At 67.9% G+C, this 22,174-nt stretch carries 20 protein-coding genes; 12 read left to right on the top strand and 8 right to left on the bottom strand.

Going from position 1 to position 22,174, the window contains the following annotated elements; translation table 11 throughout:
• Nucleotides 1-2: 2 nt before the first annotated feature.
• From pstB to fer, 10 genes are all read left to right on the top strand, one after another.
• Complete coding sequence (gene pstB / locus GRX01_RS03350) at nucleotides 3-944, top strand: phosphate ABC transporter ATP-binding protein PstB (protein WP_159663466.1); 942 nt, start codon at nucleotides 3-5, stop codon at nucleotides 942-944.
• 58 nt (nucleotides 945-1,002) lie between these two features.
• The gene (locus GRX01_RS03345) at nucleotides 1,003-2,061 is read left to right on the top strand and encodes a phosphate signaling complex PhoU family protein (protein WP_159663464.1); all 1,059 of its coding nucleotides are present in this window, start codon (nucleotides 1,003-1,005) and stop codon (nucleotides 2,059-2,061) included.
• A gap of 360 nt (nucleotides 2,062-2,421) precedes the next feature.
• On the top strand, nucleotides 2,422-2,715 hold the full coding sequence (locus GRX01_RS19560; protein ID WP_159663462.1) for a UPF0058 family protein: 294 nt from the start codon (nucleotides 2,422-2,424) through the stop codon (nucleotides 2,713-2,715).
• A 358-nt stretch (nucleotides 2,716-3,073) separates the two neighbouring features.
• Nucleotides 3,074-3,418: a HalOD1 output domain-containing protein gene (locus GRX01_RS03335; protein WP_159663460.1), complete on the top strand. Its 345-nt coding sequence runs from the start codon at nucleotides 3,074-3,076 to the stop codon at nucleotides 3,416-3,418.
• Nucleotides 3,419-3,845: 427 nt separating this feature from the next.
• On the top strand, nucleotides 3,846-6,167 hold the full coding sequence (locus tag GRX01_RS03330; protein WP_159663458.1) for a hypothetical protein: 2,322 nt from the start codon (nucleotides 3,846-3,848) through the stop codon (nucleotides 6,165-6,167).
• A gap of 436 nt (nucleotides 6,168-6,603) precedes the next feature.
• Complete coding sequence (locus GRX01_RS03325; RefSeq protein WP_159663456.1) at nucleotides 6,604-7,872, top strand: acyl-CoA dehydrogenase family protein; 1,269 nt, start codon at nucleotides 6,604-6,606, stop codon at nucleotides 7,870-7,872.
• A complete protein-coding gene (locus tag GRX01_RS03320; RefSeq protein ID WP_159663454.1) occupies nucleotides 7,872-9,167 on the top strand; it encodes a hypothetical protein in 1,296 nt (431 codons plus the stop codon). The genes GRX01_RS03325 and GRX01_RS03320 overlap by 1 nt, the downstream gene beginning before the upstream one ends.
• The gene (locus GRX01_RS03315; protein WP_159663452.1) at nucleotides 9,149-10,591 is read left to right on the top strand and encodes a hypothetical protein; all 1,443 of its coding nucleotides are present in this window, start codon (nucleotides 9,149-9,151) and stop codon (nucleotides 10,589-10,591) included. The genes GRX01_RS03320 and GRX01_RS03315 overlap by 19 nt, the downstream gene beginning before the upstream one ends.
• Nucleotides 10,588-11,196, top strand: a complete 609-nt coding sequence (locus GRX01_RS03310) for an adenylyltransferase/cytidyltransferase family protein (protein WP_159663450.1) — start codon at nucleotides 10,588-10,590, stop codon at nucleotides 11,194-11,196. The genes GRX01_RS03315 and GRX01_RS03310 overlap by 4 nt, the downstream gene beginning before the upstream one ends.
• Before the next feature lie 309 nt (nucleotides 11,197-11,505).
• The gene (gene fer, locus GRX01_RS03305) at nucleotides 11,506-12,237 is read left to right on the top strand and encodes a ferredoxin Fer (RefSeq protein WP_321167895.1); all 732 of its coding nucleotides are present in this window, start codon (nucleotides 11,506-11,508) and stop codon (nucleotides 12,235-12,237) included.
• A 22-nt stretch (nucleotides 12,238-12,259) separates the two neighbouring features.
• Here fer and GRX01_RS19315 read toward each other — a convergent pair whose 3' ends face one another.
• The 6 genes from GRX01_RS19315 to glmS all read right to left on the bottom strand — a co-directional run bounded on the left by GRX01_RS19315 (nucleotide 12,260) and on the right by glmS (nucleotide 17,074).
• Nucleotides 12,260-12,631, bottom strand: a complete 372-nt coding sequence (locus GRX01_RS19315) for a helix-turn-helix domain-containing protein (RefSeq protein ID WP_159663448.1) — start codon at nucleotides 12,629-12,631, stop codon at nucleotides 12,260-12,262.
• Nucleotides 12,632-13,037: 406 nt separating this feature from the next.
• On the bottom strand, nucleotides 13,038-13,181 hold the full coding sequence (locus GRX01_RS03295; RefSeq protein WP_159663446.1) for a hypothetical protein: 144 nt from the start codon (nucleotides 13,179-13,181) through the stop codon (nucleotides 13,038-13,040).
• A gap of 455 nt (nucleotides 13,182-13,636) precedes the next feature.
• The gene (locus GRX01_RS18735; protein ID WP_201289494.1) at nucleotides 13,637-13,795 is read right to left on the bottom strand and encodes a DUF7837 family putative zinc-binding protein; all 159 of its coding nucleotides are present in this window, start codon (nucleotides 13,793-13,795) and stop codon (nucleotides 13,637-13,639) included.
• A gap of 364 nt (nucleotides 13,796-14,159) precedes the next feature.
• Nucleotides 14,160-14,438 (bottom strand): winged helix-turn-helix domain-containing protein, encoded by a 279-nt coding sequence (locus GRX01_RS03290; RefSeq protein WP_321167894.1) that lies wholly within the window; start codon nucleotides 14,436-14,438, stop codon nucleotides 14,160-14,162.
• A 129-nt stretch (nucleotides 14,439-14,567) separates the two neighbouring features.
• Entirely contained in the window at nucleotides 14,568-15,086 is a 519-nt protein-coding gene (locus GRX01_RS03285) for a DUF7344 domain-containing protein (RefSeq protein ID WP_159663444.1), read from the bottom strand.
• Between the two features lie 173 nt (nucleotides 15,087-15,259).
• Nucleotides 15,260-17,074: a glutamine--fructose-6-phosphate transaminase (isomerizing) gene (gene glmS, locus GRX01_RS03280; RefSeq protein WP_159663442.1), complete on the bottom strand. Its 1,815-nt coding sequence runs from the start codon at nucleotides 17,072-17,074 to the stop codon at nucleotides 15,260-15,262.
• Nucleotides 17,075-17,493: 419 nt separating this feature from the next.
• Here glmS and GRX01_RS19435 point away from each other — a divergent pair, with 419 nt between their 5' ends.
• Complete coding sequence (locus tag GRX01_RS19435; RefSeq protein WP_159663440.1) at nucleotides 17,494-18,519, top strand: glucose-1-phosphate thymidylyltransferase; 1,026 nt, start codon at nucleotides 17,494-17,496, stop codon at nucleotides 18,517-18,519.
• Nucleotides 18,520-18,643: 124 nt separating this feature from the next.
• The gene (locus GRX01_RS03270; protein ID WP_159663438.1) at nucleotides 18,644-19,225 is read left to right on the top strand and encodes a DUF7344 domain-containing protein; all 582 of its coding nucleotides are present in this window, start codon (nucleotides 18,644-18,646) and stop codon (nucleotides 19,223-19,225) included.
• Between the two features lie 178 nt (nucleotides 19,226-19,403).
• Here the strand turns inward: GRX01_RS03270 and GRX01_RS03265 are convergent, their stop codons facing one another.
• The gene (locus GRX01_RS03265) at nucleotides 19,404-20,462 is read right to left on the bottom strand and encodes a sugar phosphate nucleotidyltransferase (RefSeq protein ID WP_159663436.1); all 1,059 of its coding nucleotides are present in this window, start codon (nucleotides 20,460-20,462) and stop codon (nucleotides 19,404-19,406) included.
• Between the two features lie 312 nt (nucleotides 20,463-20,774).
• The gene (gene glmM / locus GRX01_RS03260; RefSeq protein WP_159663434.1) at nucleotides 20,775-22,115 is read right to left on the bottom strand and encodes a phosphoglucosamine mutase; all 1,341 of its coding nucleotides are present in this window, start codon (nucleotides 22,113-22,115) and stop codon (nucleotides 20,775-20,777) included.
• Nucleotides 22,116-22,174: the final 59 nt, after the last annotated feature.

Genomic DNA, 22,174 nt, shown 5'->3' with positions numbered 1-22,174 from the left:
CCATGAGTGACACACCACAGACACGACAGGCGAGTGAGGTCGACGAACCGGCTGAAACGGCGCCGACGACAACGACGACGACACGGACAACGACGACCGGCGAGAGCGACGAACGCGTCCGCGAGGAGTGGCGCGATCACGAGTTCGCCGGCCCGGCGAAGCTATCGGTCGAGGACCTGAACGTCCACTACGGCGACGACCACGCATTGAAGGACGTCTCGATCGACATCCCCGAGCGGAGCGTCACCGCGCTGATCGGGCCCTCCGGCTGCGGGAAGTCGACGTTCCTCCGGTGCCTCAACCGGATGAACGACCGGGTCAGTTCCGCCCGGATCGAGGGCTCGGTGACGCTCGACGACGAGGAGATCTACCAGGAGGGCGTGAACCTCGTCGAGTTGCGCAAGCGCGTCGGCATGGTGTTCCAGTCGCCGAACCCGTTCCCGAAGTCGATCCGCGACAACATCTCGTACGGCCCGCGCAAGCATGGCGACCTCGAAACGGGCCTGCTCGCTCGGCTGCTCGGCCGGGCTGATGAGGACGAGCGCGAGGAACTCGTCGAACGGTGCCTGCGCGACGCCGCGCTGTGGGACGAAGTGAACGACCGTCTCGACGACAACGCGCTCGGGCTCTCGGGCGGGCAACAGCAGCGACTCTGCATCGCTCGGTGCCTGTCGGTCGACCCGGAGGTCATCCTGATGGACGAGCCGGCGTCGGCGCTGGACCCGATCGCGACCGCGAAGATCGAGGACCTCATCGACGAACTGAGCGAGGAGTACACGGTCGTCATCGTCACGCACAACATGCAGCAGGCGGCCCGGATCTCCGACCAGACTGCCGTCTTCCTTACCGGCGGCGAACTCGTCGAGTACGACGCCACCGGCAAGATCTTCGAGAACCCCGAGTCCCAGCGCGTCGAGGAGTACATCAGCGGAAAGTTCGGGTGATCTGCATGGCAACCAAACACGGAAGAGCGATGGAGGGGTTGTGGGGGAAGCGCCGGCGATGACACGACGCAAGATCCAGCTCGTCGGCGGCGGCACCTACAGCGTCTCGCTCCCGAAAGAATGGGCCGAGACTCGAGGAATCGAGCCCGGCGACGAGGTGGGGCTGCACACCCATCTCGACGGCGTACTGGTCATCGAGCCTCAAGACGGCGACGGCCTGGACGGAGTTCCGGAACAGGTCGTCCTCGATGCCGACGACCTCGACGCAGCCCGCGTCCAACGGCTACTGATTGCGGCCTATGCCGCCGGTATCGATCGAATCACTGTCCGATTCGACGCCGGCGTCTCGTCCGCCCAGCGTCATGCGGTCGGGAGTGCCGCAGCGGAGCTGACCGGCATGACCGTCGTCGACGAATCCGATACGGCGATCACTGCCACCGTCCCGGTGGACCCTGCAGAGGTGTCGATCAGGCAGTCAGTCAGGCACTTTCTGTTCGTCGCCACGTCGATGCATCGCGACGGGACGGCGGCGGTGTTCGGGGAAACCAGTCCCGAGTCGGTGCTCGAGCGCACCGAGCAGGCGAACCGGCTGCATGCGCTCGTCGATCGACACTTCCGTCGGAGCCTCTCGAAGCTCGACGAGGTCGACGCGCTCGGGATCACGCGCGAGGAACTGTTTCGCCTCTGGACGGCGAGCCGGGAACTGAAACGAGTCGCAGAAAGCGCCGAAACGCTCGCAGAGACTGCACGAGACCTCGATTCCCCGCCGGAAAGGCCGCTCACCGCCGATCTCCGTGACGCGGCACAGACCGCGCGTAACTGCGTCGAGACGGCGACACCGGCCGTGGTCGATGGCGGGAAAGTCGATCCAGTCCGGGAGTCTATCGAGGCAGGGGAGCGGGTCCGCGGGCTGGTCGATGACCTCGATGCCCGGCTGTTCGATGAGGATGCAGGGGATCCTCGACTCACGCGAGCGACCAAAGCGATCGAACGGACGGCCGACAGCGGCACGGCGATCGCCGAGATCGGTCTCCGTCAGGTTATTTCTCGACAAGATTGCGCTGGAGGTGACGCCGACGCTATCGGTGGTATCCGGGTCGCCGAAAGTACCGACTGAACGTGGACCCCTCTCCGATCCGGCCGCAGTATATGCAGTACCTTCGTATCGCTTTGTTCAACCGTGTATCGCTGGATCGATGAGGGACGTACTGATAGATACAGGGGGCACAGTAAGCAATGGTCTGTACATACGGACTGGTCTGCGCTATCAGCTGCTCGGTGAGTAAGCAGTTCTTTTGCGCAGATATGTGCCGGTGCTTGGTGATCGGTTGGATCGGGTACGTTCGTACACCCTGTGAGTAAGCTGACCCCCCAGTTCGAGGAGTGGAGCATAACAAAGAGGCTGACGACTGTTCTATGGGGACGGAACGATCTGTGGGTACCAGATTGAGTTACGAGCAGAGAATGGTTCCAGCACATGAGAAAGATAGAACTCGTACATCTTCACGAACTTCTCTTATTAGTCCGCCATGAGTACGAACAGGAACTCGAACACGCTATCGACTGCGAAGAGTACGACCAACTGGAAACACATCCACACGCAATCGCTCAGGTGAAAGAAAAACACAACGAGGCCATCCGTACACTAGCATACGATCTTACGACGGACGCCGCAGCGCAATCTTCACCGGATACGGACACCGCTGCCGGAGCGCCCGCCTCGCCACGAGACATTAAAAGATTAGAAAGTCAGTTCCATCGCCGACAGTAGCACCAGAACATATACGCAGAAGATCTGCCCACCATATACGGTGAGGGGAGGCAAGCATGACGCTATGGATCTTCACCATCGCAAATCAAGCCGAACCCCTATTAGTTCAGACTAAGTAACACTTTATGGAGAGGTGCGGTTCCCCAACCGCCGTTCGAGCCAGGGAGCCAATCCATAGAGGGAGGGAACTTCCGACTTCATTCCCCCGGCACACAAATCCTCTCCACCCCTCTATGAAGCACACCTCACAGACAGATTCATCTTCAGATGAATCACTTACCACTACGTACGGACAGGGTATCTACTGTCACTCAGATTCTCACGACAACGCTTTACAGGGTGGGGTGTTGGTGGAGATATGAACATGCAGGGAAAAATGTCTGTCTACCGTGGATGTACACCAGTCGTTGATGCGGAATACGACTCTGAGAGTGAGCGTTCCGCTACAGAGGCTATTGTCTGGGCTCTGGCAGACGCTGTCGGTGTTGATCCAACTGATCTCCCTCCGCTGTTTGATTACGTTGACCCGGACGCTCTCAATGCGCTGTTTGAGTCTTCTGACAGAGGGACGAACGGTGATACCCTCCTCAGTTTTCAGGTAGACACGTGGAACGTGTTCGTCCGCTCTGACGGCTGCATCCGCGTCTGTGACGCGACTCGACCAACCGATCCAGAACCCGTTTTTGAGTCCACCACTGCCTAACACGGTTGCCGTGTGCCGCCAGCGGTACTGATTCATTCGCAGTACCTTCTTATCGCCTAATTCAGCCGTGCATCGACGGATCGAAGAGGGATATGCTGGTAGATACAGACGAACGCTCTATCACGAATGCAAACGAACTGATCGTGCTGGTCATCAGAGAGTTCGGCTAGTATACTTTCACGCGGATCGTCGTTTTTAAATGTTGGAACACACCGCGTCGACGCCACCAACATCGCGGACCACGCCAGGGAGGCACGATCGACCGTGTGGAACGGTACATCAGTCCGTCGCCGCGACTTCGACGCCGGCGGACACCCCACAGCCGCCGCACAATTCCGGGACAGTTCGGGTCCGCGTTCGCCGGAAGGGATCCAAACGAGAGGGCCCCGACAGAACACCCATGTACCCGCGTCCACAGGGGGAAGGCGTGGATCGAGAACGACGCCGGGTTCTCCGCGCTGTCGGCGCGGGTGCCGCCGCGGCGACGCTCGCCGGCTGCGGCGGGGCGAACGGGTCCGACGACGCTCCCGACGACTCCTCCGCCGCGACGGGAACGATTGACTCACCCACAACCGACCCCGGCGACCACGGCGGTTCCCCGCCCGGAGCGCGGTTCCGCCTTCGGGACGGGGCGTTTCAGGTCCGGAATGACGACGGCTGGAGCGACAGACTCCTCCGCGGGGTGAATCTCGGGATGGGCAAGCCGGGGACATTCCCCGGGGAGGCGGCGATCACGCGCTCGGAGTACGACCGCTGGCTCGCCCGGATACACGAGATGAACGCCAACGCGGTTCGGGTGTACACCGTCCACCCGCCGGCGTTTTACGAGGCGCTCTCGGCGCTCAACGAGCGGGTCGAGGACCCGCTGTACCTGTTTCACGGCAACTGGCTGCCCGCGCATCTCACCGAGGGGGAAACAACCGCGTTCGACGACGAACTCACCGCGGTGTTCGACCGGGGGCTTCGCGAGGCGATCGACGTGGTCCACGGGAACGCGACACTCCCCGACCGTCCGGGCCACGCCGCCGGGGCGTTCACCGCGGACGTCTCGCCGTACACGATGGGCTACGTAGCCGGGGTCGAGTGGGAGCCACAGTTCGTCCTCCGGACGAACGAGCACCACGACGGCGGCGCTACCGACGGCCGGTACGTCGAGGCGACGGCCGACGCCGCGGCGTTCGAGCGTTGGCTCGCCCGCCGACTCGACCGTGCGCTCACACACGAGGCGGAGGCGTACGGGACGACCCGGCCTGCGAGCATCTCGAACTGGCCCACGACTGACCACCTCGATCACCCGGCCGAACCGCTGGCGTGGGAGGACCGCGCGTCGGTGAACCCGAACGCGCTGGCGAGCACGCGGGCCCACTCGCCCGGGCTGTTCGCCACCTACCACGCGTACCCGTACTACCCAGACTTCCTCAACTTCAGCGAGGAGTACCTGCGCGAGGGCGAGGGCGCCGCCGGGTCGCGCAGCTACCGCGCGTACCTCGAGGACCTCCGCGAGAACCTCCGGCACCCGCTGGTGATCGGCGAGTTCGGTGTCCCCGCCTCGCGTGGCACCGCCCACGAGCAGGTCGACGGGTTCGATCAAGGACACCACACGGAGACGCGACAGGGTGAACTCGACGCCGCACTGTTCGCGGATATCGTCGAATCCGGGGCCGCCGGCGGGATCGTGTTCGCCTGGCAGGACGAGTGGTTCAAGCGGACGTGGAACACGATGCGGTACACCGACCCGAACCGTCGGCCGGAGTGGCTCAACGACCAGTCGCCCGAGGAGCGGTTCGGATTGCTATCGTTCGATCCCGCGGGACGCGTCACGCTGTCGGGCGACGCCGAAGAGTGGGCTGGCGCGACCATCGTCTCGACGGGCGGCCGGGAGCCGCGAGTCGCGCTCGACGACGGCTACGATGCGGGCCGGAGCCTCCGCGAGGTCCGCGCGACGGCCGACCCAGCAGCGCTGTCGGTCCGAATCGAGTACGAGGAGCTCGGCGAGACCGTCGACTGGGATCGGATGCGGACGGTGCTCGGGTTCGATCTCGTCCCCGATCGTGGGAACACCGCTCTCCCACGGGGACTGATTTTGGATCACGCGGGCCGAGCGGACGTCGTCGTCGAGTTGGCGGGTCCGGACGCCTCGCGGGCCTGGGTCGCGAGCCACGCTGATCGCTTCTACTACGAGTACGGCGAGACCGGGGGATACCTTCCGACGCGCCCGTACGCGTCGACCCCGGACAACGGCGTCTACCATCCGATACGGCTCGCGGTGTCCTACCCGCTTGATCTTCCGACACAGGGCCGGACTGTCTCGTTCCGATCCGTCGAGACCGGGCAGCTGCGGTACGGCATCGGAGACCCGGACTCATCCAAGTACGACTCCCTAACGGACGTCCATGTCGACGCCGCGGCGAACACAATCGAGCTCCGGCTGCCGTGGTGTCTCCTCGGCTTTCGTGACCCGAGCTCGGCCGTCATGACCGGTGACATCTGGACGGACGGACTGGGCGCGACCCGTCCCGTTGACGACGTGGGGATCGCGGCGCTCACGTACGCTCCGGACGCCGACGGCGACGCGCGAACGCTCTCGGGGAGACCGAACGCAACGGACACGCTCCCAGCAGCGGTGTCGGGGACGATCCCCGCTGACGCGGGGCGCTTCTCGCTCGACACCTGGAACGACCCGGAGACCGAGGAACGGCTGAAGGAGTCGTACGACGTGCTGCAGGACGCATTCGAGCGGTATGGCTGACTCTTCGGTTTGAAGCGGATGCGACGACGGTCACTATCACCGCAGATTTGAACGGAAACCCCCGGATCAAAATTGGGTCATATCGGTAGGTATGCAGCATCTTCCTATCGGGCAATTCAGACGGCTATCAGTGAACCGAAGATTATTGCGCTACTGCATACACTCGCTATATTCAACACCCAATTCCTGACAGTTCTGGAATACATCTGCGTTCGGCGTGAGACGGCGTTCGTTTGTCTCTGACCAACAAACCTCATAGGACCGGTAGCTTTCAACGATTTTAAACGAGTCTGTTTACCACCCCGGGTCGAATTGCGGCTGCCCATGGGGACCAAGCGCCACCACGTACGTACCCCGACCGACCGTCGCACCGGCGATCCGGCAATCGGCCGCGACCGAGCCAATACTTAACCACTGGAATGAGAATCGGTATCACATGACGATGTTCCCCGAGGACGAGGCGCTGGCGGGAGAGTTCACCGTCCCCGACGACGTGCGGCCGGTCGTCGATCGGGTGATCGACTTCATCGAAGACGAGGTGTTGCCCTACGAGGAGGCGCACGCCGAGCACGTCGGCGGGCCGCTGGACTATCTCGACGACGACGGCCTCATGAAGCCCGAGACGCGGGCGATGCAGGAGGAGATCCGGAAGCGAAGCGCCGACGAGGGGCTGTACGCGCTCCACCTGCCCGAGGAGGTAGGCGGCGGCGGGCTCTCGAACCGCGAGCACTTCTACGTGCAGGAGGCGGTGTTCCGCTACGGGACGGGCCACGGGTCGAGCGTCGCCCGCGCGATGATGGCGTGGACGGAGGGGCCATCGCCCGCGCTGTTGCACCTCGACGAGGACCAGCGCGAGGAGTGGCTCCGGCCGCTCGTCGAGGGACGGGAGACGGCCTGCATCGGCATCACGGAGCCGGGCGCCGGGTCGGACGTGACGGCGATCTCGACGACCGCCGAGCGCGACGGCGACGGCTGGGTTCTCAACGGCGACAAGCGCTACATCACGAACGGCCCGTTCGCGGACACCGCGCAGATCCTCGCGAAGGTCGAGGGCGCCGAGGGGCCGGCCCACGAGACGATGGGGATGTTCCTCGTCGACACCGACAACCCGGGCTACGAGGTCGGCGAGCCGAACCTGAACATCATGATGGACGGCATCACCTCGGACGTGCACCTCCGCGACTGCCGCGTCGACGGCGACCAACTCGTCGGCGAGGTGGGCGACGGGCTCCCGCTGGCGCTGTCGTGGGTGAACTGGCGACGGGCCGGGCGCGCCGGGATGTGCGCCGGGATGGGCCGATACCTCCTCGACAGAATGCTCACGTACGCGAAGGATCGGGAGTCGTTCGGGGAGCCCATCGGCAGCAACCAGGCCGTACAGTGGCCCATCGTCGAGACGGCGACGGAGATCCACGCCCTCCGCGAGTTCGGGACGTCCCTGTTGGGCGCCTATGACGCGGAGGCCAACCTCCACGACCTCGACCAGCCGGCGACCGCTCGACGGAAGCTCTCGATGCTGAAGTACTACCCCGAGGACCGTCTGTTCGACTGGGCCGACCGCGCGATCCAGGTGCTCGGCGGCTACGGGCTGATGCGCGCCGGCGGCGTCGAGCGCGTGTTCCGGGTCGCTCGAAACCTCCGCATCCCCGCGGGAACGACCGAGGTGCAGAAACGGACCATCGCGAAGACGCTCGGGCTGGACTGATGCGCGGGAGGGACCGCTCGATCCTCCTGTTGCTGCTCGACGGCGCGGCCGACCGGCCGGCGCGGGAGCTGGACGGCAGAACGCCGTTAGAGGCGGCAGAGACTCCGAACCTCGACCGGCTCGCGGCGGCGGGGATCAACGGCACGATGCACGTCGCCGACCCGGGCGTCCCGCTGTCGAGCGACCTCGCGCACACTCGCCTGTTCGGCTACGACCCCGAGGAGGTCCCGGGGCGGGGCGTGCTCGAGGCGCGAGGCTTCGGAACCGAGCCGCCGCCGGGCAGCGTCGTCTGCTCGGCGTCGTTCGCGTCGCTCGATGCCGAGACCGGGACGCGGGTGGCGAACCGACACCTCGGGAGCGAGGACGACGACTTCCCCGCGCTCGCAGAGCGCCCCGGCGTCGCCGCGGTCGACGTGCCGGTCGTCGACGGCTGTTCGGTCGAGTTCGAGTACACGTGGAAGAACCGGGGAACGGTGACGGTTACTGCGGACACGGTGGTGTCGCCGGCGGTCACGGACGTCGACCCGTTCGAGTCCGGACTGCCGGTCGTCGCGAGCGAGCCGACCCGCGACGCCACCGACAGGGGGGCCGCCCGTCGGACGGCGGACGCGCTGCGGACGTACACCCGGTCGACCCGGTCGACGATGGCGGACGAGCCGGGACCGGCCGACGTGGTGCTCTCGAAGTGGGCCGCGACGCCCACTCGGGTCGAGTCGTTCCGCGCGCGGCACGGGCTGGACGCGGCGAGCGTGACGCCCAAGCCGGTGTTGACCGGGCTCGCACGGACGCTCGGGATGGCCCACGTCGACCCGCCGGACGGCTACGACGCCCGCGCGGGCCGCGCGCTCGATGCGGTCGCGGACCACGAGTTCGTGCACGTCCACTACCCGGAGCCCGACGAGGTGTCACACGCGGCCGGGCCGGCGGAGAAGCGCGACGAACTGGCGGCGATCGACGCGTCGCTCGCGCCGGTGGTCGAGCGCGCGCTGACGGACCCCGAACTCGTCACGCTGGTCACGGCAGACCACACGACCCCGAGCACCGAGGACGTTGTCCACTCCGGTGAGCCCGTCCCGGTCACGATGGTCGCCGAGCCCGTCCGCACCGACGACGTGGAGGCCGTCGGCGAGCGGCCGGCCGCACGCGGCGGATTCAGGGACGTTCGCGGTCGGGAGCTGCTGAAGACCGCTCGGGCGGCGGCCGATCGGGTGATGCTGGACGGGCTCCGGCGGACCCCCGCGGTTCACGACTACCCGACGAGGGAGGTGAAGCCGTTGTGGCCGGGCGAAGAGTGATCCGCGGCCGCGCCGTCGCCGACGGCGGCAGCGATCGCGAGCGATCGGCGGGGAGACCTGGCCCCACGCCCGGTTTCGGCGCCGACCCGAGACGGTGCGGCTGTTCGGGGAAGACGCCGCTGGACAGGGTAGTGTTCCCCGCCCGTGACCGCGTCCACGAGGCGCTCGACGGGACGAGCGTCCGACTGGGTTCCGACGCCGACGCGGCGATCCTCGCGGACGCGGCCGACGACGGTGGGACCGAGCGAGCGGTCGACGTTGTCGCCCTCGGGGAGGAGCGGCCGACGGTCCCGTTCGACGGCGACGCGGGCGGGAACCCCATCGTGACGCTCGCGTGCGCGTTCGTCGGCGACGACCTCGCGGATGCCGAGCGCTTTGGCGACGCGCTCGCGACCGCGTACGCCGGGCTCGACGGACCGGAGGTGACGATCGGAAAGGGCCACGCCGTGCAGGTCCCCGGACTCTCGGGCGGACTCCTCTGGCTGGAACACTTCCGATCGACCGCAGACCCCGACTCCGCCGGAGCGGCCCGCCGTTCGTCGATCGCCGACCACCTCGCGGCGAACGTCGACGTCGTCCACGCGTTTCCGGGCCTCGATCCCCCCGAACAAGCACGGATCGCCGCACTAAACGCCTGCAACGACGTGTACGCCGCGGGAACGACCGCCGACCGCGTCGTCCATCCCGTCGTCGCCGCACCCGCCGGTGTCGACCCCTCCCCGTCGCGGGCGACCGACTGGTATCGCGCGGGGCTTCCGTCGGACGTGAGCGTGAGGCGGGGGTCAGTGCTTGCACACGGCGGGGAGGGGTGGCTCCTCGGCGCGAGCGTCACCGCCCGCGGCGGCGTCGGCTCGACCGAACCCCCGATCCCCGACGACTGCGGCGTGCTCGTGACCCGGCCGTTCGGCGGGCTGGCGGCGTTCGCGCTCGGTACCCTCGACGGCGATCGTGGCCTCCGCGAGTTGGGACGCGACCGGCTCACACGTGACGCCCGCCCCGTGGCGGAGGCGCTGGCCACGTGTCGGCCGGACCCGGGCGAGTCGTTCGACCCCGCACGGCACCTCGCTCGGGTCACGGACGTGTCCGGCGAGGGTATCGGTGGCATCGGCCGACTCGTCGCACGCGACGGGCGATCGCTTCGGCTCGAACGACTTCCGATCCTGTCTGGGGTCGCCGAGGCGTCCGTCGGCCACTGGAGGCTCCCCGACGTGACCGTCGAGACGAACGGGTCGTTCGCCGCGGTCGGAACGCCGAGCGCGCTGGCGCGGGCGACCGACCGCCTCCGGAGCGTCGAGCGCGCGGACCCGGTTCGGATCGGCGCGGTAGACGGCGGCGACGCGCCGATCCGGGACGCCGCCGACGGCGACCCGTCTCGGCTCGTCGAATCGGCCGCACGCTGGCCGACGGCGGAGGGCGAACGATGACGGTGGGCCACGTTCACGGCCGGTTTCAGCCGTTCCACGAGGGCCACCTCGCGTACTGTGAGTGGGCCGCCGGCGAGTGCGACGAGCTGATCGTGGGGATCACGAACGCCGACCCCGCCCACGTCGCTCCCGAGGTCGCCGACCCCGACCGCGACGACCCGCGAAACAACCCCTTCCGCTACCACGAGCGCCACCGGATGATCACGGCGGCGCTGTCGGACGCGGAACTGGGCGTTCCGGTCCGAGTCCTCCCCTTCCCGATCAACCGCCCCGACCTGTGGGAACACTACGCGCCGGCGGACGCGCTGCACCTCCTTCGGGTGCTGGAGGAGTGGCACGAGGTGAAGGCCGACCGGCTCCGCGAGCACGGCCGTCGTGTGACCACGATCGAGGCCGAGCGGACGGTGAGCGGGACCGCTATCCGCGAGGCGATGGCCGTGGAATCGGCGTCGACACGCCGCGAGACGTCGGACGTCGGGATCGGGTGTGGACGAGCGAGCGACCGCGGAGTCGACGGGTGGCGAACATCGGTTCCGTCGCCGGTCGTCGCCGTGATAGACGAGATCGGCGGCGTCGAGCGCGTGCGATCGCTGTATGGGGAGTGAACAGGTCGCGAGAGTCGGACGGACATCGGAGTCGGACGGGGGTGTCCTCCGCGTCTGGATCACCCGTGATCCGAAAGGGTCACATCCTCGTCCATCGCACGAGTTGTCAACACAGACCGAGTCGCCAGGCGCGATTACGACTCGGGAGCAGTCGGCGGAGCCCTCTGACGTTTCACCCGCTCCGCTCCCGCTCCCATGAGAGATTTCATCCGAACGGGCATATCCCCGTCGCGGTAGTGTGTCGGCCACGCGACATCCGATCCCCCGACGACGAAAGGGCATATAACCCGCACGCCCCTATCGACGTCCGTGGATTCTCCGTACGCCGTACTGGGAGTTGAGGCCGACGCCGACGACACGGAGATCGAACGGGCCTACCGCCGGCGGGTGAAGGAGGCCCACCCGGACCGCGGCGGGTCCGCCGAGGAGTTTCAACGCGTCAGGGCGGCGTACGAGGCGGCGACCTCGGGGACGGCCATCCCGCAGAGCGACGTGGAGAACGGAGCCTCCGGGTCACGGGAGGAGTCGCCACCGGAGGCCGACGACGAGAGTCACGGCGACCGGACCGACCGGAGCGACGGCGAACGCGACGGCACAGGGGGAGAGCGAACGCCCACGAACACCCGCGTCGAGTATCTGAACTACGACGCCGTCGCCGACCACGGCTGGGAGATCGACGACCCGGACCTCTTCGAGGCGGCGTCGAGCGCCGACCTCGACCACGCCGACTACGGGGTGTTCCTCGCGGAACCCGGGGAGACGCTGCTCGAGGCCGCCGAACACCGCGGGTTCGCGTGGCCGTTCGCCTGCCGCGGCGGGGCCTGCGCGAACTGCGCCGTCGCGGTCGTCGAGGGCGAGCTCGACAGCACCGTCGACAACGTGCTCACCGACGACCTGGTCGAACGCGGCTTCCGCCTCTCGTGTATCGGTCGTCCGGTCTCGGAGACGCTCCGGGTCATCTACAACGTCAAACACCTACCGGGGCTCGACGACCTCCGGCTTCCGGCCGACCGATTCGAGCGCGCACGAGCGGACGACTGACACCGCGCGTCGTCCGGCGGCGTCACAGGGTCAGCTTCAACACCGGAGCGTCATCGGCGTGCAGCGTCTGTTCCATCCCGAAGCTGACGACCAGCGTCTCGACCGGCCGGGAGTACTCGCTGGCGTGGTGGCCACCCTCGCTGACGCGGGTCGTCTCCTCGACGAGGGGGGTGTCGACCAGCTCGTTCACGCACCGGTACACCGTCGACAGCGGGATGTCCCCTGCTGCCTGCAGTTCCTTCGCGGTCATCGGACCGTCCTCCAACGCCTGTACGACCGCGCGACAGGCCTCGCTGTCGAGCGCATCGAACAGCCGAGCCGTCTCCGCGGGCGACGCGTGGACCACCGGGGTCTCGAGGCCGGCCGCCGGATCGGACGTGGTCGATCGGGTCACGGCGCACCCCGCTGGCGCGGGTGCTCGGAGCCGGTTCGTCGGGCCGGAGTCGGTCGACGACTGGTCGTGACCTGTGTGACACGCCACATACCACGGAATCAACCGAGCGCCCCGTTAGTTATACACCCGTACAACGTCGGTATCGTCTCGTTTCGACCGACTCTCGAACCGCGTTCGCCCCTGACGTCGTTGGAGAGGCGGTCTACGAGGGGCCGCCGTGATCGCGATCGGACGCGGACGGGACCCGGCACCTGTGGTTCTGCGACTGCATCACGCGTCAAAAGAGACGGCTGTTCGGGACGTTCATGTCGCGAGGGCCCGCACGAACGACTCTGCCGGTCGTCCGCGTGTGGTCCCCATCGAACGTCGTCCCAGTCGGTCGGTCGGTTTCCTGTCGGTCGGTCAGTCAGCGCCGCGCGAGCTCCTCCTCCTGATCGTCGGCGTCCTCCTCGGCCTCAGGTTCGAGGAAGTGCGGCCCGCGCCGGTGGCGCGGCGTGGCGGCGAACTTCCGAATCCGTTCCTGCTCTTCGTCGGTGATCCAGTTCGGCACACCCCGTGATACCACCATCTCCGATAAAGTAATACTCAGGGTAGACGTGAGTACCCCGCCATTAATCGGCGGAGAGAGGTAGTGTACCGCGTTCAGACGCCCGTTCCAAGCCCACGAAAACGATTCCCGTGGCGTTGTCGAGCCCCGTCGGGGGCGAGTGTCGAGCGGCGGGGTGTAGCAGTCCCTTACCCCTCGGGTACGGGCGACACCCGCGGCCGAGCACCGGCCGCTCAGTCCCCGTACTCGTCCGCCGATTCCGGTCGGGTGCGTCGCTCGACCACCCGAGCGAACAACAGTACGACTGCCGCGACGACCACGAACGCGATCGATCTCTTGCGCATTGCGGTCGGTTCGAGTACGGCGACTGCAATCGTTATACGCTGGCTAGAGATACGAGCCGCCGAACGAGGCGTGCGTACTGGGAGTACCAGCGAGCCGCCGGTCCGCGGGATCGGTCACTCCGGCCGGACGACCTCGTCGCAGGCGGTACAGGTCGCGAACATCGTCGGCCAGTCCCCGTTCCGGTAGCTGATCAGATGGGTACCCCGCGGGAGCGACCGCCCGCATCGCGGGCACGCGCCGAGCGCGTCGGCGCCGGGAGCAGCAGGTGCCATGGTGGTACACGATCCGGCACGTGCTTTGTTAGTTAACGACGAACCGTCCGATCGAGGTACCCGGTTCCGCCCGAACGGGTCCGGAGCGGCGAGCCAATTCGAGAAGCGAATCGATTCGAGAAGCGACCCACTCCGGACGTGGCGATCCGAGACGGACGCGCCTTGGGGACGACTCCGACGGAGCGGTTCGGCCGGTCGCTGCGATACGATCGACCGGAGTCCGCCCTCGAGACACACCGATCGACAACGACGCCGTCTGCCGTCCCCTCGTCAGGGAGAGTCACAGCACGGCCCCGATCCCGTTCCCCCGGCATCCGACACCTGCTCCTCACCACCCCCAGTTCTGACGGGCGGGGGGAGACGGTCACTCCGCCAGATCCTTCGTGCTGATGTCCGCCCACACCTCCTCTCCAGCGGAGGTGACACCGTAGACGCGTCCCTTCCGTCGGTCCTCGGGAACCAGGAGCTCGACGAGGTCCCGCTCTCGCAGCGAGCCCAGCGCGCGGGAGACGTGCGACACGGACAGCTCCACGTCCTCGGCGATGCGCGTGGGCGTCGCCGGCCCCTCCGCGAGGCGGCCCAGAACGACCACCCGGTGGTCCGAGCTGATCACGTACCCGATGACGTCCCAGTCGGTCGTCACGGCGTCTCACCCGAGTACGGTTCATCCCCGGCGTTCCGCGACGTGGTCGCGGCGCTCGTGGGCTGCACATCGGCGGTCGATGGACGCGCGTCGACGGTGCTGGCGTGTGTGTTCACAGTTGGTAAGTGGTTATCCGCGGGAGTGTTCGTACAGGTACTGTGCAGCGACGGCGACGCCGAACGCGGCGAACACGAGCAGTCCGACGACGTTGAGCGTCGCCTGCGGGATCGCGCCGGCGGCCAAGGTCGCGACGCCGTACACGACGAGCCCGACGACGGCGAGTCCGAGATAGATCGTCTGCCACGGTATCTCGCGTCGGTCCTCCTCCGGAAGGTAGGCGTCGAGCGACGAGACGTTCGACGTGAGCGACACCGAGCCGGAGTCCGAGTCGTACTCGACGATGCCCGACTCCTCGAGCTTCGGGATGTGCGTCTGGTACAGCGAGACGTACACCCGCTTGATCTGCTGGTCGGTCAACTCGTCCACGGGGAGGTCGTTCTCCCAGGCTGCGACGCGATCCGAGAGTTCGCTGAGTTGTATCGGCTCCCCCTCGTCCCGAAGCAGGTGGATGACGAACCGACGTCTGCCGTTGCTCAGGATGTCGTAGACCTCGTCCCTGCTGAGTGCGTCCGTGTGTGTGCTCGACATCTACGTGGGGGTCTCCGATGTTCACCACTCCGACCCGCTCGGGTCGACGAGCCCGGGGAGTCGCGACGGAACGCGTCCGACTCCCCGACTGTCGGGGGGCGGTCGGGATCGCCCTCGTCGTCGTTCGTGGGGGCCGATGCGTGTCGCGTTCACAGGTCCGCAGTCGCCTCCCGTCACTCTACCGTCACGCTCTTTGCCAGATTGCGCGGTTTATCGATCGATCGATTCAACGCGTTCGCCACGTAGTAGGAGACGAGCTGGAGCTGGACGTTCGCGAGGACTCCCGCGACGTCCGGATGGGTCTCCGGGACGGGCAGGAACTCGTCGACCGCGGCGGCGACGTGGTCCGCCGACTCCGGCGCGACGCCGATGACCGACGCGCCGCGCGAGCGGACCTCCTCGACGTTGTTCAGCGTCTTCGTGTCGTGTTTCCCGGTGAACACCGCGACGACCGGGGTGTCGGGGGTCACCAGCGCGAGGGGCCCGTGTTTGAGTTCGCCCGCCGAGAACCCCTCGGCCTGTTCGTAGGAGATCTCCTTGAGCTTCAGCGCCCCCTCGCAGGCGACCGGGTACGCGGCCCCCCGGCCGATGAAGAAGTGCTGGTCGCTGCCGGCGTACCCGTTCGCCAGCGACGACGCCGTCGAACGCTGGATAACTCGGTCGACCGCGTCCGGCAGTTCCCGCAGGGCCGACAGCACCGCCTCGCCCTCCTCGGTCGGTTCACCAGTCACGTCGGCTGCGATCCGCTCGCTCAGAAGCGTCAGCGCGGCGACCTGCGAGGAGAACGTCTTGGTCGCGGCGACCCCGATCTCCGGGCCCGCGCGGATGAACAGCGCCTCGTCCGCCTCGCGGGCGGCCGTCGATCCGACGACGTTCGTCACCGCGAGCGTCCGCGCCCCGCGCGCGTTCGCGCTCCGCAGCGACGCGAGGGTGTCCGCCGTCTCCCCGCTCTGAGTGACCGCGATGACGAGCGTGTCCGTCGAGACCGGCGCGGGCGTCGTCGCGTACTCCCCGGCGGTGAACGCGAACGCCGGGACACCGCGATCGCGGAGCAGCGCCTGAGCGTACATCGACGCGTGATGTGAGGTCCCACACGAGAGGAAGTGCACCGCCGAGACGTCGGCGAACGACCCCTCGGGGAACTCCTCCAGGTCGACCCGCCCGTCGTCCGTTATCCGGCCGTTGATCGTCCGCCGCAGCGCGTCGGGCTGCTCGTGGATCTCCTTGAGCATGTAGTGGTCGAAGCCGCCGCGCTCGGCGTCCTCCGATCCCCAGTCGACGGTGTCGATCGGCCGGGACACCGGATCGCCGTCCGTGTCGGTGATCGAGTGCTCCCCGGGCGTGAGCCGGACGAAGTCACCGTCGTGAAGATACACCACCCGCGAGGTGAACTCGACGAACGACGGGACGTCGCTGGCGAGGAAGCGCCGATCCCCGTCGACTCCGAGCACGAGCGGCGAGCCCTGCCGCGTCGCGAGGATCCCCTCGAACCCGTCGATCAGGACCGCGATGGCGTAGCTCCCCTCGAGGCGGTCCGCGGCCGCCCGAAACGCCGCTTCGGGGGATCTCCCCGCGGACAGTTCCTCCTCGATGAGGTGGGGGATCACCTCGGTGTCGGTCTCGCTGGTGAACAGGTGTCCCGCCGCCGAGAGCTCGCTCCGGAGTTCAACGTAGTTCTCGATGATCCCGTTGTGGACCACCGCGACCGAACCGGTGCAGTCGGTGTGTGGGTGCGCGTTCTCGTCCGTCGGGGCCCCGTGGGTGCTCCAGCGGGTGTGACCGACGCCGAACTGTCCGCGCAGTTCGACCCCGTCGATCTCCCGGACGAGCTCGTCGATCCCACCCTCGCGCTTGGTGACGCGAACGCCGTCGCCGTCCAGCGTGGCGATCCCGGCGGAGTCGTATCCGCGGTATTCGAGGTTTTCCAGCCCGGTAAGCACGGTATCGACGACGTCGCCGTCGGCGACGCAGGCGGTGATCCCGCACATCAGCGATCGCGCGCTCCCCGGCGGCGTACTCCGGTATTCTCGTGATTATTCGACGCGTGCTCCTCTCGAGGTCGTGCCGTCAGTTCGGCGGGATTGCGTGTGTGGATCATGTATCGGGCCGGACGGATGGCGTCCGGGGTAACATGCGCCAATCCCGTCATGCGGGCATTGTTATTAGGCTGTTATGTTCCAATACCGGATGTTAAACGCCTCTATCCCCGAAATATGTCGATTTCCGATCGGGTGTTGACTCCAGCGTCGACAGCGACCTCCGCGGGGAGGCCGGGTGGGTTGGCACCTAACCACACATATAAGCTCTATAACAATGCGAGTAGGTCCGTCAGTACCAGCCGGGTATGCTCGGGGTACTCGCATCGAAGGGAGCGGGTGAAACCGCCTACGCGCCGTCGACACCGGCGGTGGAAGTCTCGGTCGCCGGGGCGTCCGTCGCCGTTCGCGCCGCGGAGACGCTGGTTCGCGCCGGCGTCGACGAACTCCTCGTTGCGGGTGTCACGCCGGCTGTTCGGCGGATGCTACTCGATCGGTATCCGGAGATCGGCACCGCCACGGACCGGGCTGACGCGACGACCACGCACGACCGCGTGGTCCTGATGCCCGCGACGGCTGTCGTCTCTCCGGCCGCGCTCGGTGCGACCGCAAGTCGAACGGCGGCGGTCCTCCGGCGACCCACGGAGCCGTTCTCCCCGCTGGACGGGCCTGAGGTACGTCCGTTAGTCGTTCCCGGGGACGCGTTCGACGGACGCCGGCCGACGGCCGCGCTCGCGGTCGCCCGCGAGCTCGCGGCCGAGGGGTCGCTCGAGACGGTCGAACACGAACGGGTCGCCGACGTCCGTCGGCCGTGGGAGTACCTCGACGCTACCGAGTGGGTCCTCGCGGGGACGGACGACTCGGACGGGTTCCAGGGACTCGAACCCGGTCGCTCCGGCGACGTCCACCCGGACGCTGAGCTCACCGGACCGGTCGCGGTCCGGGAGGGAGCGACCGTCCGCTCGGGCGCAGTCATCGAGGGACCGGCCCTCCTGATGCCCGGCACGACCGTCGGTCCAAACTGTTACGTACGGGCAAACAGTTTTATTTCAGGTGACACGAAGATAGGAGCAGCCGTGGAACTCAAGAACAGCGTCGTCATGGACGGGGCGAGCGTCCCCCACCAGAGTTACGTGGGTGACAGCGTCGTCGGCCCGCGTGCGAACGTGGGCGCCGGCTCGATCGTGGCGAACCTGCGTCACGACGGGAGCCCCGTGACGCTGACCCACGCCGGCCGACGCGTGGGAACGGGGAGACGAAAGTTCGGCGCGGCGATCGGCGAGGGGGCGAACCTTGGGATCGGAACCCGCCTGAACGTGGGAACCGTCGTGGCGGCGAACGCGTCGACGGCGCCCGGAGAGATCGTCCGGAGGGACGTCGAGGAGGAGAGACCGTGACCGGTCGTTCGGAGATCGAAGCCGCACGAGGGGTTGGGACGTATCGAGGAGGAGCCGAGAACGGAACACGTCACGAGAAATGGCCAACACAACCAACACGACAGCGACGACAGGAGAATCGACGGTGACTGCAGAGTCGACGCCGCGGCCGGAGATCGACTCCGAGCACGCCGCCGCGGACGAAGACGGCGTGGAGCCGGACTCCGAGCCGGAGCCGTTGCCGCTGGATCTGACGTTCGAGATCCTGAAGAACCAACGGCGGCGGCTCGTGTTGAGCCACCTCCGAACGGTCGACGGCGAGTCGACGATCGGCGACCTCGCCGAACACATCGCCGCGATCGAGAACGACTGCGACGTCCAGGCGCTGGGGGCCCAACAGCGCAAGCGCGTGTACATCGGCCTGTATCAGTGTCACCTGCCGAAGATGGACGACGCGGGGGTCATCTCGTTCAACCAGAGCCGGGGAAACGTCGAGATCGAACCGGAGGCTGAACCGCTGTACCAGTACCTCGTCGACGACGACGCGGAGGCGGACCCCGAGGACGGCTCCGTCGATCCGCGACGGTACGGCGCGGCGACGTTCGGGATCGGCGCGCTCTTCGGCGTCACGCAGTTCATGGGGTATCACCTCCTCGCCAGCGTGTTGGTGTTCGCGTTCCTGGGTGCCGTGCTCTACCTCAGCAGGCGAGAGCTGACCGCCGAATAGTCCACGAGGACGGTACCGGCTTGTCGGCGGGGAGCGAGCGACGGACGGCTCGATCGTCACATCGTCGCCTTCTCGAACGACCGCGAACCGTCGAGCGACCGCGCCGCCCGCTGACCGACTTGCTGGGTCAACCGGCGACGAACTCGGGTCAGGTGCTCAGAAGAGGTACAGTGGATCCTCAGTAGCCGAGCGCCGACTCCAGCGAGGCCCGGGTGGCGACGACCGACGTGGCCTCGTCCGACCCACGGCTTCCCGAGACGCACGCGCCCGCCGAGAGGTCACAGCGCGGGCCGAGGACGACGCCGTCGAGCGTGACGCGAGGCCCGACCCGCGCGTCCGGGAACACCACTGACCGCGTCAGATCCGCCTCGGAACCGACGATCGCGTCCGCGCCGACGACGGTCGGACCCCGGATCACCGCACCGGATTCGACGGCAGCGTTCGCGCCGATCATCGCCGGCCCGTGGACGGTCGCGTCGCCGTCGACGGTGGCGCCGGGTGCGATGTGAACGTCGTCGCCCCTGCCGCCCCGGTCGCCGCCGTCCGTGACCGCGACCCCGTCGGCGAGCACGAGCTCGTTCGCGCGAACGAAGTCCTCCGGCCGCGCGACGTCGAGCCACCGGGCGGTCTCGACGGCCGCGACGTCGAACTCCGCGAGGAGGGCCTCGACCGCGTCGGTGATCTCGTGTTCCCCGCGGCTGCTGCGCGGGACGTCGAACGCGTCGCGCATCGATCCGGGGAAGACGTACGCTCCCGCGTTGGCGAGGTCCGTCGGCGGGTCGTCGGGCTTCTCGACGACGCCCGTGACGCGCGAGCCGTCCGTCGTGAGGACGCCGTACTCGCGGGGGTCGTCGACGCGGTGAGCCAGCACCGCGGCCTCGTGCTCGAACAGCCGGCCGATCGCGGCGGGCTCGAACAGGTTGTCCCCGTTGAGGACCGCGAAGCGTCCCTCGATGGACGGCGCCGCACAGCGGACCGCGTCGGCGGTTCCGGCGGGCGGATCCTGGACGGCGTACGTCACCGGGAGTCCGCGGTAGCTGTCGCCGAAGTACTCCCGGAGGTGTCCGTCGCCCTCGCCGACGACGAAGATCAGGTCGTCCGCGCCGCCGGCGACGGCCGCGTCCGCGACGTGCGCGACGAGCGGTCTGTCCCCGACGGGAAGCATCGGTTTCGGCGTGATCCGCGAGAGTGGCCGCATTCGGGTGCCGCGTCCGGCGGCCAGTACGACTGCGTGCATGTCGACCGATCGCTGGACTCCGTCACCCCTTGTTATGGGCAGACAACCATCCCGGGGCAGTCGACCGACGGGATTTCGGCACCGAGACGGTCGTGCGACTGGATGTCGGGATGTCGAGATCGTCGACAGGCATCGATCACGAACGCGACCGGATGGGCCGACTGTCGTCCCGACGGCCCCCGTCGCTCACCGATTTCGGGGCGGATCGAGCGTACGAACGAAGCCGGAGAGGACCGGAGCGCCGATCGGTGCCCGACGGTCCGTCCGGGCCGGGTGGCGGACTCGCGAGGAGCCGAACGAGCGAGCCGCGGATCAGTCGGACGCCGGAGCCGCGACGGCCCGCTCCGCCTCCGCGACGAGGTCGGTCGCCGTCTCGAACAGCGACTCCATCTCCGACTCGACGCCGGCCTCCGCGGTGACGCGGACGAGCGGTTGCGTCCCGCTCGCACGAACGAGGAACCAGCCGGCGTCGACGTCGACCCGGACTCCGTCGACGGTGGTGACGTTCGCGTAGCGGTCTGCGACGCGGTCGGCCACGTGCGCGACGAGGTCGTGTTTCGCGTCCGTCTCGACGTTCGCGCGGCGAAGCGGGACCGTCTCGACCTGCGCCACGAGCTCGTCGAGGGGACCGCGGCGCGCGACCAGCTCGGCGAGCTTCGCGGCCGCGAGCGGGCCGTCCGGGCAGCGAGCGAGGTCCGGCCAGATCCACGCGCCGCTGGGCTCGCCGCCGAAGACCACGTCCGTCTCGCGGGTCCGCTCGGCGACGTGGCCGTCGCCCACCCTCGTGTGATCGGTGGAGGCGCCGATCGCCTCAAGCGTCGTGTCGACGGCGATGCTGGTGTCTATCGGCACGGCGACCCGGTCGCCCGCAGTGGCGATGTCGCGCGCAAACAGCGCGAGGAGCACGTCCCCGGACGGGAACTCCCCCGAGGCCGTCGCCGCGCGCATCCGGTCGGCGTCGCCATCGTGTGCGATGCCGAGATCGGCGTCGGTCGCGGCGACGACCTCCCGAAGCGTCTCGCAGTTCTCTGCGGTGGGCTCGCTCGGTCTGCTCGGGAACGAGCCGTCCGGTTCGGCCGCCAGCGTCTGGACGGTGCAGTCGAGTCGACGCAGCACGTCCGCGGTGATCCGGCCGCTGCCGTTGCCGACGTCGAGCACCACGTCGAGGCCGAGGTCGCCGTCGACGGCGTCGACGACGGCGTCGACATGCCGGGACCGTGCGCGTCGGCTCCGCATGCGGCTGCCGTAGTCGTTCCAGCCGACGAGATCGAACGCGTTCTCGCGGATGCGCTCGGCGATCGCCTCCTGTGCGGTGCCGACGTACGCGGCGCCGTCGTCCGTCCACAGTTTGAGGCCGTTGTCGCTCGGTGGGTTGTGTGAGGCGGTCACCGAGACCCCCGCGTCGGCGTCGTACCACTCGACCGCCCGCGCGACCGTCGGCGTCGGCACCTCGCCCAGCGAGACGGCGTCGGCGCCGCACTCGCGCAGGCCGGCGGTCAGCGCGTCGACGAGCGCCGGGCCGGTCGATCGCGGGTCGCGGCCGACGATGACCCGCCGTGCGCCCTCGGAGGCGACGGCGCGGCCGACGTCGAGCGCGACCGAGGCGGTGACCTCGTCCCCGACGGTTCCCCTGATTCCACTCGTTCCGAACATACGTCGGCTACGCGCGACGAACCGGGTTTGTTACGACCCGGCTATCCGGGTGTCGGATC

Origin of the sequence: Halobaculum saliterrae (assembly GCF_009831625.1) — an archaeon.
In the GTDB taxonomy this organism is placed as follows: domain Archaea; phylum Halobacteriota; class Halobacteria; order Halobacteriales; family Haloferacaceae; genus Halobaculum; species Halobaculum saliterrae.
Note: the sequence above shows the minus strand (reverse complement) of the source record. Positions and strands in the feature narration are given on the sequence as shown.

Excerpts from the sequence above, each read along its gene's own strand:
- pstB (WP_159663466.1), top strand. The coding sequence starts at position 3 with ATGAGTGACACACCACAGACACGACAGGCGAGTGAGGTCGACGAACCG.
- GRX01_RS03345 (WP_159663464.1), top strand. The coding sequence starts at position 1,003 with ATGACACGACGCAAGATCCAGCTCGTCGGCGGCGGCACCTACAGCGTC.
- GRX01_RS19560 (WP_159663462.1), top strand. The coding sequence starts at position 2,422 with ATGAGAAAGATAGAACTCGTACATCTTCACGAACTTCTCTTATTAGTC.
- GRX01_RS03335 (WP_159663460.1), top strand. The coding sequence starts at position 3,074 with ATGAACATGCAGGGAAAAATGTCTGTCTACCGTGGATGTACACCAGTC.
- GRX01_RS03325 (WP_159663456.1), top strand. The coding sequence starts at position 6,604 with ATGACGATGTTCCCCGAGGACGAGGCGCTGGCGGGAGAGTTCACCGTC.
- GRX01_RS03320 (WP_159663454.1), top strand. The coding sequence starts at position 7,872 with ATGCGCGGGAGGGACCGCTCGATCCTCCTGTTGCTGCTCGACGGCGCG.
- GRX01_RS03310 (WP_159663450.1), top strand. The coding sequence starts at position 10,588 with ATGACGGTGGGCCACGTTCACGGCCGGTTTCAGCCGTTCCACGAGGGC.
- GRX01_RS18735 (WP_201289494.1), bottom strand. The coding sequence starts at position 13,795 with ATGGCACCTGCTGCTCCCGGCGCCGACGCGCTCGGCGCGTGCCCGCGA.
- GRX01_RS03285 (WP_159663444.1), bottom strand. The coding sequence starts at position 15,086 with ATGTCGAGCACACACACGGACGCACTCAGCAGGGACGAGGTCTACGAC.
- glmS (WP_159663442.1), bottom strand. The coding sequence starts at position 17,074 with ATGTGCGGGATCACCGCCTGCGTCGCCGACGGCGACGTCGTCGATACC.
- GRX01_RS03265 (WP_159663436.1), bottom strand. The coding sequence starts at position 20,462 with ATGCACGCAGTCGTACTGGCCGCCGGACGCGGCACCCGAATGCGGCCA.
- glmM (WP_159663434.1), bottom strand. The coding sequence starts at position 22,115 with ATGTTCGGAACGAGTGGAATCAGGGGAACCGTCGGGGACGAGGTCACC.